The organism is Bradyrhizobium sp. USDA 327 (assembly GCF_041262065.1).
In the GTDB taxonomy this organism is placed as follows: Bacteria; Pseudomonadota; Alphaproteobacteria; order Rhizobiales; family Xanthobacteraceae; genus Bradyrhizobium; species Bradyrhizobium liaoningense.
On the sequence record NZ_JBGCCW010000001.1, the window covers coordinates 5362383 to 5374451 of the forward strand.

At 65.8% G+C, this 12069-nt stretch carries 10 protein-coding genes; 6 read left to right on the plus strand and 4 right to left on the minus strand.

The features are described from left to right. Window positions 1–244 precede the first annotated feature (244 nt). Entirely contained in the window at window positions 245–520 is a 276-nt protein-coding gene (locus ABIA42_RS25280) for a hypothetical protein (protein ID WP_210343535.1), read from the plus strand. Between the two features lie 121 nt (window positions 521–641). Here the strand turns inward: ABIA42_RS25280 and ABIA42_RS25285 are convergent, their stop codons facing one another. Further along, window positions 642–2243 (minus strand): hypothetical protein, encoded by a 1602-nt coding sequence (locus ABIA42_RS25285; RefSeq protein WP_370120019.1) that lies wholly within the window; start codon window positions 2241–2243, stop codon window positions 642–644. Between the two features lie 37 nt (window positions 2244–2280). Next, window positions 2281–3573 carry an adenylosuccinate synthase gene (locus ABIA42_RS25290; protein ID WP_028179315.1) on the minus strand — a complete coding sequence of 431 codons (1293 nt, stop codon included), beginning with the start codon at window positions 3571–3573 and terminating at the stop codon, window positions 2281–2283. 425 nt (window positions 3574–3998) lie between these two features. Between ABIA42_RS25290 and ABIA42_RS25295 the strand changes: the two genes are divergently transcribed. Further along, window positions 3999–4931 (plus strand): DMT family transporter, encoded by a 933-nt coding sequence (locus tag ABIA42_RS25295; RefSeq protein WP_370120015.1) that lies wholly within the window; start codon window positions 3999–4001, stop codon window positions 4929–4931. A 7-nt stretch (window positions 4932–4938) separates the two neighbouring features. On the opposite strand, the gene ABIA42_RS25300 is transcribed toward ABIA42_RS25295, so the two are convergent. Further along, window positions 4939–5325: a DUF1330 domain-containing protein gene (locus tag ABIA42_RS25300; protein WP_271529582.1), complete on the minus strand. Its 387-nt coding sequence runs from the start codon at window positions 5323–5325 to the stop codon at window positions 4939–4941. 105 nt (window positions 5326–5430) lie between these two features. Between ABIA42_RS25300 and ABIA42_RS25305 the strand changes: the two genes are divergently transcribed. After that, window positions 5431–6366: a DMT family transporter gene (locus ABIA42_RS25305; protein ID WP_271529583.1), complete on the plus strand. Its 936-nt coding sequence runs from the start codon at window positions 5431–5433 to the stop codon at window positions 6364–6366. Window positions 6367–6464: 98 nt separating this feature from the next. Next, window positions 6465–7439, plus strand: coding sequence for a tripartite tricarboxylate transporter substrate binding protein (locus tag ABIA42_RS25310; RefSeq protein ID WP_271529584.1), 975 nt, complete (start codon window positions 6465–6467; stop codon window positions 7437–7439). 149 nt (window positions 7440–7588) lie between these two features. Here the strand turns inward: ABIA42_RS25310 and ABIA42_RS25315 are convergent, their stop codons facing one another. Then, entirely contained in the window at window positions 7589–9274 is a 1686-nt protein-coding gene (locus ABIA42_RS25315) for a methyl-accepting chemotaxis protein (RefSeq protein WP_271529585.1), read from the minus strand. Window positions 9275–9524: 250 nt separating this feature from the next. Here ABIA42_RS25315 and ABIA42_RS25320 point away from each other — a divergent pair, with 250 nt between their 5' ends. Further along, window positions 9525–10568: a C-terminal binding protein gene (locus ABIA42_RS25320; RefSeq protein ID WP_370120010.1), complete on the plus strand. Its 1044-nt coding sequence runs from the start codon at window positions 9525–9527 to the stop codon at window positions 10566–10568. Between the two features lie 85 nt (window positions 10569–10653). Continuing rightward, window positions 10654–11994, plus strand: coding sequence for an ABC transporter substrate-binding protein (locus tag ABIA42_RS25325; RefSeq protein ID WP_271529587.1), 1341 nt, complete (start codon window positions 10654–10656; stop codon window positions 11992–11994). Window positions 11995–12069 lie beyond the last annotated feature (75 nt).

The window sequence follows — 12069 nt, forward strand, 5'->3', positions numbered from 1 at the left end:
CGCGACGTGACTCGCGCGCAACAATTGCGAATTCCTTTGCGCTGACCATTGCAGCCGCGTGGCAATGGCGCATACTTCGCTCGGGCGGCGCAGCACTTTCGATTCGAGCATCAAGAGATCGAGCGACCACATGCGGGACCAAAGCTCCCGGCGTGAAGGCTGTGACGTGCGGCAGATCAAGCCGCGTGCGGCGCCCCAAAAGCCAAGTGGCTCAAGCCCTAGGGAAATCGGGGACCCATTCAGCATGACACGCCATCAGACGATCGCTTCGCTCTTTGCTTTCGCCGTCACCAGCCTCGCACTCCAGACATCACCCGGCCTCGCCTTCTCGTCCGAAGCACAGCAGATGTGCTCCGGCGATGCGATGCGGCTGTGCTCCAGTGAGATCCCGGACATTCCACGGATCACTGCCTGCATGGTGAGGAACAAGTCGCAGGTCAGCCCCGGCTGCCGCGCCGTGATGGACCGCGAGCACGCCGCCGCCGCGGCATCGCGCAAGCGCGAAGCGGCGGCGCGGTAGCGCCGCAGTCGCCATTCCGGGGCGGTGCGCAGCACCGAGCCCGGAATCCGTCATGCAGCCGAGCGTGCAGGGAGCTGGATTCCGGGCTCGCGCTACGCGCGCCCCGGAATAACAGCGCGGCTCAATCGCCCCACTGCGCGAAGGCGTCGTTGAAGGCGCGCTCGCCGGGGGCGCCTTTCTCGATGGCGATGATGGCGCGGCGCTGGTTGGCGTAGACCAGGGGCACGTCGAACCAGGAGCGCTCCTTCAGGAGCTGGACGTTGCGGGCGCGGTCGGCGTCGACGTTGGAGAGGCCGACCAGGAAGAAGCCGTCGGTGACCTTGACCGCGAGGCCTGCGAGCGGCGTGCCGCGCGCCTGCTCGTTCGACTTCATCAGGATGCCCGGCACGTTGGAGACGCTGCCGCCCGGAAAATCCGGCGGCAGGATGAAGGTCAGCTCCGCGGTGTGGCTCGCCGGCAGCGAGGAGTCGGTGTTGCGGCGGAACGACATCGTCATCTTGAATTTGCGGTCGGGAATCTCGATGTCGGCGCGCACTGCGACGTCGGCCTTCTGGTTGCCCGAGGCCTTGATCGGCTCGAGCCGCCACACCACCGAGCCGACATATTGCTTGCCCTTCGGGTCGGACGGATCCTCGTCATAGAGCACGACCTTCTGCGCCACCGGCGCGACAGGCTGGTCGCTGGCCGAGGGCTGGCCGACGCGATCCGGAATCTTCGGCTTGCTCTGCGGCTGCGCCGGGCTCGGCGTCTCCGCGACCTGAGTCGCGGACGGTTTGAAAAAGCCGTTGAAGATCTGGACGGCCTGCTTGCCCCAGAGGATGCCGGCGCCGACCAGGATCAGGACGATGCCAACGGCGATCGCGCTCTTGAACGGAAATGCCGAGCCGGTGCGGACGCGCTTCTTGGCCTCGCGCTCGGGCGCGATGCGTGAGCGCGGCGACGGCGGCGCGTAGCGCTCGGCCTCCTCGATCGCCTCTTCGTAGGAAGAGGGCGCCTCAGACTCGCCGGCACGGTTTTCCAGGCTCGGCTCCAGCCGGTCGAATTCCGGCGAGGGCGAGGGCACGTTGGCATAGGTGCGGCGCGCAGCGCGGCTCGCCTGCGCGGCAGCGCCGCCGAGATCGTTGGCATCGGCCGTGATGTCGCGGAAGCCGCGCACGCCCGGTGCCGGGGGCAGCGGCGGCGGGGGTCCCATGTCGGGCGGACGGCGCGCGCCGGCGCGATCGCGCCCGGCGGGCGGCGGCTCCGGCGTCGGCGGCGGGGCGGACGGTCCCGGCTGGCGCGGGGCGTCGAAACGGGGAGCGCGCGGCGGGCGCGGGGCCTCGCCCTGGTCATCGACGCTGATTGACGGACGGTCGGCCCGCGGCGGCGGCGGGGCCGGTCGCGTGCGCGGCGGAGCCGGCTGAGGTGCGGGAGCGCTACCCTCGCCGGCGCGGGCGCTGGCCCGGCGGAAGGCATCACCGCTGCTGCCGGAGCGGGCGCCGCCACCCGGGCGAGAGGCCTCGCGGGCACGCTGGGCGGCCTCCGATTCGACCTTGCGAACGGCCTCTTCCAGCGACAGCCGTTCGCGCGTGATCTCGGATTCGGAAAGCGGCGGCTGCACGCTCCGCAGCTGCGCGATCAGGGCCGTGCGCGCCCTCTCGTAGAGCGCGCGACGGCTTTCGCCGGGAGCGTTGGGGTCCAAGGCGGCAATAGCGCGGGCGATCAGCGGATAGTAATCAGCCATTTCTACTCAACTATACGCGCGTCCCGGTAAGATATCGTTAAGCCTCAAACGGATTTTGCACGAGGATAGTATCTTCGCGTTCTGGGCTGGTGGAAAGCAGCGCGACCGGGCACCCCACCAATTCCTCGATCCGCCGGACATATTTGATGGCCTGGGCGGGCAGGTCGGCCCAGGACCGCGCGCTGGCGGTCGGCTCCTTCCAGCCCTCGATGGTCTCGTAGATCGGCTCGACCCGGGCCTGGGCGCCCTCGCCGGCCGGGAAATGGTCGATCTCCTTGCCGTCAAGCCTGTAGCCGGTGCAGACCTCGATCGAATCGAAGCCGTCGAGGATGTCGAGCTTGGTCAGCGCGAGGCCATTGATGCCGCAGGTGCGAACCGCCTGGCGGACCAGCACGGCATCGAACCAGCCGCAGCGGCGGGGACGGCCGGTATTGGTGCCGAACTCGCGGCCGCGCTCGCCGATCTTGCGGCCGATCTCGTTGTCCTGCTCGGTCGGGAACGGGCCCTGCCCGACGCGGGTCGTGTAGGCCTTGCAGAGTCCGAGCACATAGCCGACCGCGCCGGGGCCGAGGCCCGAGCCGGTCGCCGCCTGCGCCGCCACCGTGTTGGACGAGGTGACGTAGGGATAGGTGCCGTGGTCGACGTCGAGCAGCGCGCCTTGTGCGCCCTCGAACAGCATGCGCTTGCCTTCGCGCCGCTTGATGTCGAGCAGCCGCCAGACCGTCTCGGCATAGGGCAGCAGCTGCGGCGCCATCGCCATCAGCTCTTTCAGGATCACCGCACTGTCGAATTCCGGCAGGTTGAGGCCGCGGCGCAGCGCGTTGTGGTGCGCCAGCAGGCGGTCGATCTTGTGCGGCAGCGTCTGATGGTCGGCGAGGTCCATCAGGCGGATGGCGCGGCGGCCGACCTTGTCCTCATAGGCAGGCCCGATACCGCGGCGCGTCGTGCCGATCGCGGTCGCGGCGCTGGCGGATTCGCGGTGCGCATCGAGCTCGCGGTGCAGCGGCAGGATCAGCGTGACGTTTTCCGCGACACGCAGGTTGTCAGGGCTGACATCGACGCCCTGCGCCCTCAGCTTGGTGACCTCGTCGAGAAAGGCGGTGGGGTCGAACACGACGCCGTTGCCGATCACCGACAGCTTGCCCTCGCGCAGCACGCCGGAGGGCAGCAGTGCGAGCTTGTAGGTCTTGCCGTTGATCACCAGCGTGTGGCCGGCGTTATGACCGCCCTGGAAGCGGATGACGATATCCGCCTGCTCCGACAACCAGTCGACGATCTTGCCCTTCCCTTCGTCGCCCCACTGGGCGCCGACGACGACAACATTGGCCATGCGCGGGTAATCCTTCGAAGATTTCTCTGTAAGTGGCATGATCCGAACGGAAAACCGGGATCCACTTTTCCGGGATCATGCCTGCGCCCAGCCCAATTCCCGGCCGAGGCCGTTCGCACGCGAGGCAGCCCAACCGGATAAAGGAAGCAGCCCCTCTAGGCAAGCAAGAACGGGGCTTTTTTCAGGCTCAGCGCGTACTCCAAGCCTTTGATATCCCCGGAAAATCCAGAAACCTTCCAGGCCGGCGCGATGGCTTCGGCCAAAGCGTGAGAGGCCGGCTTCGCCGCTGCATGGTCGCGATGCGTCCGCCCCCCATTGATGCAACCTCGATTTCCGTGTCTTTGGACAGCGCCGGGTGATCAGCCGGCCCGGGTCTCGCCGGGCCGGAGGCTTCGGCGTACTCCACGCGGGGCCCCAACAGCCACATGTCCGCCACCGGCCACACCACGAGCGCGGAAACATCCGGACACAGCTGGATCGCCAACCAGCCTTATCTGCTGCTCAGCATCACCGCGCTGTGCTGGGCCGGCAACGCCATCGTCGGGCGGCTCGCCGCCGGACACATCCCGCCGGTCACGCTGTCGTTCCTGCGCTGGTTCTTCGCCTTCCTGCTGGTGCTGCCGTTTGCCTTCAGGCACCTCGTGCAGGACTGGCCCGCGATCCGCGGCAAGCTCGGCCTGATGATCACGCTCTCGGTCACCGGCATCGGCGCCTTCAACACGCTGCAATATTGGGCGCTGGAGCATACCCAGGCGCTCAATACGCTGCTGCTGCAGTCGGCCGCGCCGCTGCTCGTGGCGCTGTGGTCGCTGGTCATTCTCGGCATCCGGCTCACCGCGGCGCAGGCCTTCGGTGTGCTGCTGTCGATGTGCGGCGTGCTGACCATCCTGCTGCATGGCGATTTCACCACGCTGTCGAACATCGACTTCAACAAGGGCGACCTGATCTTCCTCCTCGCGCTCTTGATCTTCGCGCTCTATTCGGTGCTGTCGCTGAAGCGGCCGCCGATGCACGGCCTCTCGTTCCTCGCCTTCACCTTCGGCTGCGGCGCCGCCTGTCTCATTCCGCTGGAGATCTGGGAACTGTCCGCGCGCCCGGTCATGAAGCTCGACGGGCCGAACCTGCTGACCCTGTTCTACGTCGCCGTTTTCCCCTCGGCGCTCGCCTATCTCTGCTTCAATCGCGGCGTGCGCCTGATCGGCGCCAACCGCGCCGCGCCGTTCTTCCACGTCGTGCCGGTGTTCGGTTCGATCATGGCGATGGCGTTTCTGGGCGAACACCCGCAGGCGTTCCACTTCATCGGCTTCGCCCTGGTGCTGGCGGGCGTGTTCGCAGCGTCAAGAAAGCAGGCGACCTAGCCGCAAGCTACTTCTTGAACTTGCTGTAGGCTTCGCTGGTCGCGATGATGACGTGCTCGGCGCAGCCGTTGACGCGATGCGGATCGGCCTCGCGCTCGTAAGCCTCCGACGTCATCATGTCGAGGAAGGCCGAGACTGTCGGATAATAGACCAGCGCCACAAAGTCCCATTCATTGCCGTCGTGCGGACCGAGCGCAACCGTCTTGGCCTCGCCGGTCCAGAGCAGCGTGCCGCCGCGCGCCCTGATCATCGGCACCGTGATCGCGCTGTAGCGAAGATAAGCATCCCAGCCGGACCCGTCGCCGTCGCGCGAACGCGCATGGAAACGCATCAGGTTCAGCATCACCACCGGCGCCTGCGCATCGAGTTGCTCGAGGCCCACAATATTCAACATATTGACCGCCAATGGCACCTCCTCGGGTCATGCCTGCATTGTAGCATTGCGGCCCTGTGACTTGTGTCACAACGACAATCCGGCGCAAGCTCGCATGCAACGCCAATGACGACCGCTTCGCCCGCGCCACCGGCCTCCAATCCGGCCAGCTGGCTCAACAACCAGCCTTATCTGCTGCTCAGCCTGACCTCGCTGTTCTGGGCCGGCAACATCGTGCTCGCACGCCATGTCGGCGCGCATGTGCCGCCGCTGACGGTGACCACGATCCGCTGGTTCGGTGTGTTCCTCATCCTGTTGCCGTTCGCCTGGCCGCACCTGAAGCGCGATTGGCCCGCCCTGCGCAAGAGCCTGCCGCTGATGCTGTTCCTGTCGCTGGTCGGCTTTGCCTTCAACAACGCGATCTCGTACTGGGCGATGCAATACACCGAGGCGCTGAACGCGCTTCTGATCCAGTCGGCAGGTCCCCTGTTCGTGGCGCTGTGGTCGCTGGTGCTGTTCGGCGTGCGGCTGACGGGCGCGCAGCTCGGCGGCATCGCGATCTCGCTTCTCGGCGTGCTGATCATCATCCTCCGCGGCGATCTCTCCGCGCTTGCGAGCATCAGCTTCAACAGGGGCGACATCATGTTCGCCTCGTCGCTGGTGGCGTTCGGCATCTACTCCGCCTTCATCCCGCGGCGGCCGAAGATCCATCAGCTCTCCTTCCTGTCCTTCACCACCTGCTGCGGCGCGACAATGCTGCTGCCGACGGCGATCTGGGAGGCAGCAAGCGGCCGCGTGCTGCAATTCGACCTGGTGACGCTGGCGACGCTGGGCTACATCCTGATCTTTCCCTCCACCCTCGCCTACCTCTTCTTCAACCGCGGCGTGGCGCTGATCGGGCCGAACCGGGCGGCGCCGTTCTTCCATCTGGTGCCGGTGTTCGGCTCGGCGATGGCGATCCTGCTGCTGGGCGAAAAGCTGCAAGCGTTCCACCTGATCGGCTACGTGCTGGTGCTCGCCGGCGTCGTGATCGCATCGCGCCGGGGCTCGGCGGTGAAGTAATTCCGCGTGACGGACGCGTTCACGACCTACAGCCACCTTTCGTATCCGCTCCGGACAAGCTAGGTTCCCCGCCAACGAAAAAGAGGGAACGACCAAATATGATTTCAGCGTTGATTCGAAACCTGCGGACCGTCTGCGCAGCCGTACTTTGCCTCGCCGCAACATCGGCTCAGGCCGACAACTATCCGAGCCGCAACATCACGCTGGTGCTGCCGTTCGCGGCCGGCAGCGGCACCGACACCACGACACGGCTGATCTCGCAGCATCTGTCGCAAGCGCTCGGCGTCGGCATCGTGATCGAGAACAAGGCCGGCGCCAACGGCATGCTCGCGGCGACCTATGTCGCGAAGGCCGCTCCCGACGGCTACACGCTGCTGGTGACGACCAACACCACGCATTCGGCCAACCCCTATCTGCTCAAGAGCCTCACTTACGATCCGGTCAAAGATTTCACCCCGATCGCGCGCACCGGCGACCTGCCGTTCATGCTGGTCATCAATCCGGAAGTGCCGGCCAAGTCCGTCGCCGAGCTCGTCGCCTATGGCAAGGCCAATCCGGGCAAGCTGAGCTACGCTTCGGGCTCGTCGTCCGCAATCGTGTCGGGTGCGACCTTCGCGCACAATGCCGGGCTCGACCTCCTGCACGTGCCCTACAAGAGCTCGCCGCCGGCCCTCAACGACGTCATGGGCGGCCGCGTCTCGATGATGTTCGTCGACATCCTGACCGGCCTGCCCCACGTCAACGGCAATGCCCTGCGCGCGCTCGCCGTCACCACCAAGGACCGGTCACCGCTGGTGCCGCACCTGCCTTCGATGCAGGAGGCCGGCGTGCCCGACTTCGACATCTCGTCCTGGCAGGGCTATTTCGGACCGGCCGGAATGCCGAAGGAGATCGTGACCCGGCTCAACACGGAGATCAGGAAGATCGTCGAGAATCCGGAGATCAAGGCCAAGCTCGCCACGCTCGGCATGGACGCCTTTTCCGGCACGCCGGAACAGCTCCAAGCGTTCGTGAAGGATCAGCTCGTGCTGTGGGAGAAGCTGATCACGAACGCGAAGATCGAGAAGCAGTAGGCACGCGCAAATGCCACGTACTCCACATCTTCCGTTATGGCCGGGCTTGTCCCGGCCATCCACGTCTGTCTGCGCGCGCGGTGCCCACGAACGTGGATGCCCGGGACAAGCCCGGGCATGACGACGGCGTAGAGTTTTTGCGCCGCGAGTTACGCCGCACGCACCTTGGCGAGGAAGTTGTCGACGGCGGAGCGCAGCGCGCCGGACTGGTTGTCCAGCTCGCGGGCGTTGGAGAGCACGTCGGTGGCCGCGCTGCCGGTCGCTTCCGCGGCCGAGGTGACGCTGCCGATATGGGCGTTGATCTCGCTCGAGCCGGCCGCGACCGACTGGATGTTGCGGGCGATTTCGCGGGTCGCCTCGCCCTGCTGCTCGATCGATGCGGAAATGCCCGCGGTGATCTCGCTCATCTCGGCGATGGTCTGGGTGATGCCGGAGATGGCCGTGACCGCGTCGCTGGTCGAGGTCTGCATCGCCGCGACCTGCGCGGAGATCTCCTCGGTCGCCTTCGCCGTCTGGTTGGCGAGCGCCTTGACTTCGGAGGCGACGACCGCGAAGCCGCGGCCGGATTCACCGGCACGTGCCGCCTCGATGGTGGCGTTGAGCGCGAGCAGGTTGGTCTGCGCGGCGATCGAATGGATCAGCTTGACGACTTCGCCGATCTTCTCGGCGCCGGTCGAGAGCACCTGCACGGTGGCGTTGGTACGCTCGGCGTCGCTGACGGCGCGGCTCGCGACCTCGGTCGAGCGGGTGACCTGGCGGGAGATTTCCGTAACCGAGCTCGACAGCTCTTCGGCGGCCGCCGCGACCGTGCCGACATTGCCGGAGGCCTTTTGCGAGGCAGCGCCGACCGTCGCCGCACGCGACGAGGCGTCGCTGGCGGTTGCAGTCATCGACTGCGCGGTGGTCTGCATTCCGGCCGCGGCCGAGGAGACCGAGCGGACGATGCCGTTGACGCTGCGTTCGAAGTCGTTGGCCAGACCTTCCATCGTATTGCGACGTTCCGTCGCGGCACGCTCCTGCGCAGCCGCCTCGGTTTGCTCAAGCTCGCGGATCTTCTCCGCGTTGTTCTTGAAAATCTGGACGGTGGCGGCCATCGCGCCGACTTCGTCGCCCCGGCCAAGGCCGGGGATATCGCCTTCAAGCCTGCCGTCGGCCAGTTCCTTCATGCGGGCGCCGAGCAGGCTCAGCGGACGGCTGATGCTGCGGCCGATCAGCCAGGCCACGCCGCCGGCCACGAGCATGATGCCGACCAGGGAGAGACCGAGCAGCCAGGCGACCGGCGCCAGCTTGGCATCGAGATCGTCGAGATACACCCCGGTGCCGACGAACATGTTCCAGGCGGGAATCGCCACAGCATAGGACAGCTTGCGGGTAACGACCTTCTCGCCGGGTCTGTAATATTCATAGCGCAGCGTGACGTCGCCCTTGGCGGCGATACCGTCGCGCAGCTCGCGGGTAAGCTTGCGGCCATTGGTTGCGATGTCGAGGCGATTGGTGCCGAACTGCTTCGGGTCGGGCGTCAGCACGGCGACGCCGTCCATCGTGTAGGCAAATATGTAGCCCGAGCCGTTGTCATAGGTCATCGAACTGCCGCGGCGGACGAACTCAGCAATCGCCGCGTCCTTGGTCAGCTGTCCGGCATCGACCTGCTTCTGCAGGCCCAGCGCCATATTGCGCGACATTTCAACCATGGCCCTGGTCTGCTCGAAGCGGGCATCCAGCAACTCCCGCTGCATCAAGTACGCCGCCAGCGCTCCAGCCACGCACAGTCCAAGCATGGCGACGCCGACAAGAATGCCGAGCTTCGGGGCGATCTTCAGATTGCTAAATTTCACGGATTGGCTCCGGCAATGATGGGACACGGCGTGACGAGATCGTCGGAAATCGAATCAACTTCTAGTGTGGGAGGCCTTATCAAGTTACTTACGCCTCTCCGTAGAAGCCCGGACGCCGCCGTCAAAACCGGCAATTTATCTCGCCGGCAACAACCGGGGATTGTACGCGACCGCCCCGATTTCGCGTAAAAGACGCACAGGCCTGCCCGCGGAGGCAGGTCACAACAAGAAACCAAATCGGGAGCAGAAAATGCCGAAATACAGGGTGGTGACGCCGAAGGGTGCGAGCTTCACCGTCGCGGGCAGCGATTATTCCTACGAGCGCGAGGCGCTCGATCCGATCGACGCCGAGATCGTCGAGGCGCCCGCCGACGAGGCCGGGTTCATCGCCGCCGCGAAAAATGCCGACGCCATCTACGCCAAGGGCATCCCGATCACCAAGTCGATCATCGACGCGCTGGAGAGCTGCAAGGTCATCACGCTCGGCTCGGTCGGCGTCGACAGTGTCGACGTCAAGGCCGCCACCGCGCGCGGCATTCCCGTCACCAACATCCCCGACACCTTCATCGAGGAGGTCGCCGACCACGCCATGATGCTGCTGCTCGCGGGCTTCCGTCGCCTGGTCGAGCAGGACAGGATGGTGCGGAGCGGCCGCTGGGCCGAGGGCCGGCCGGCACTGCTCAAGGTCCCGAGGCTGATGGGCCAGACGCTCGGCTTCATCTCGTTCGGCCGCGTCGCGCGTGCAGTTGCGAAGCGCGCGGCGCCGTTCGGCCTGCGCATGATGGCCTATGATCCGTTCATCCAGGAAACCCTGATTTACGACCACGGCGTGATCCCGGCGACGCTGAACGAGGTGCTGTCGCAATCCGACTTCGTGTCGATGCATGCCCCGGCCCGCCCCGAGGTGCATCACATGCTGACGGAGAAGCATTTTCGGCAGATGAAGAAGGGCTCGATCTTCATCAACACGGGACGCGGCGCCACCGTGGACGAGGAGAGCCTGATCAAGGCGCTGCAAGAGGGCTGGATCGCGCATGCCGCCCTCGACGTGCTGGAGAAGGAACCGCCCTCGCACAACAATCCGCTGCTCGGCATGGAGAACGTGACCCTGACAGCCCACGTCGCCTCGGCCTCGGCACGGTTTGACGAGGCACGCAAGCGCCGCGTGGGCTACGAATTGTCACTGGTGCTCCAGGGCATGTGGCCGGTAAGCTGCGTCAATCCGTCGGTGCTGCAGAATACCGCGCTCCGCCGCTGGCAGCCCGTCAGCATGGACCGCGGCCCGAACAGCTAGGCGGCCGGCGTAGAACGCGCCGACGACCGAAACGGCCCTTCACCGGCGATCAACGCCGGGAAGGGAACATCATAGGGAGGTACTCATGAGGAACGACATCACACGTCGTGATGCCTTGGCGCTGGGCCTGTCCGCTGCAACGCTCGCGGCCACCGGTGCTGCAGCGCAAACATCCAATATCAAGGCCGCCGACGTGGCGGCACCCAAACGCGAGATCGAGAAGGGCGCATCCTTGCGCATGCTGCGCCCGGTGCGCTTCGTCCAGGCGGACGAGGACGTGTTCCGCGCCAACGCGGCGAAGTTCACCAAGGAGACCGGGGTCGAGGTCAAGGTCGACTTCGTCGGCTGGGAAGACATCAACCAGCAGACCGCGGTGACCGCCAATTCCGGCGCCGGTCCCGACATCATCATCGGCTTCTCGGATGCGCCGCACATCTACATCGACAAGCTGATCGAGCTGACCGACGTCGCCGACTATCTCGGCAAGCGGTATGGCGGCTGGCTGCCGCTGGCGCAGCGCTACGGCAAGAAGAACAAGAGCGACGCCTGGATCGGACTACCGTTCGGTGCCACCGCGGGCCCCCTGATCTACCGCAAGTCGATCCTGCAATCGGTCGGCTTCGACAAGGTGCCGGAAGACCATGCCGGCATTCTCGACCTGTGCCAGAAGCTGCACAAGGCCGGCAAGCCGGCCGGGTTCGCACTCGGCAACGCCAAGGGCGACGGCAACGGCTTTGCGAGCTGGGCGCTGTGGTCGCACAACGGCTCCCTGCTCGACGAAGAGGGCAACGTCGTCATCAACAGCAAGGAGACCATCGCCGCGCTGAACTGGGTGAAGCAGCTGTACCCGACCTTCATCGCCGGCACGACGTCGTGGAACGACGTCAGCAACAACCGCGCCTATTCCTCGCAGGAGATTTCCCTGACCGCCAACGGCGTCTCGCTGTACTTCTCGCTGAAGAACGATCCGGCGACCAAGGCGATTGCCGAGGACAGCGAGCATCAATTGTTGCCGAAGGGCCTCGCCAAGGTCTCGCCGATGGCGGGCCTGACGCTGAACGCGATGGTGTTCAAGCACAGCCAGTACCCCAACGCCGCCAAGGCCTTCCTGCAATACATGCTGGAAAAGGACCAGTACGAGCCGTGGCTCAACGCCAACTCCGGCTACTGGTCCCAGCCGCTGGCCGCCTATGCCGAGGCCACCGTGTGGTCGCAGGATCCCAAGGTGAAGCTGTTCAAGAACACGATGAACAGCACCTATTACGACGGCTACAAGGGCCCGATCTCGACGGCGACGGGTGCCGTCAGCGCCGACTACGTGCTGATCCAGATGTTCGCGTCCGTCGCGACCGGAGCGGCCACGCCGGAGGCCGCGGCCGCCGAAGCCGAGCAGCGCTGCAAGCGGTACTTCCGGCGGCAGAAGTAGCGGCCGTCATTGCGAGCGAAGCGAAGCAATCCAGAGCGTGTCCGCGGAGACAGTCTGGATTGCTTCGTCGCTACA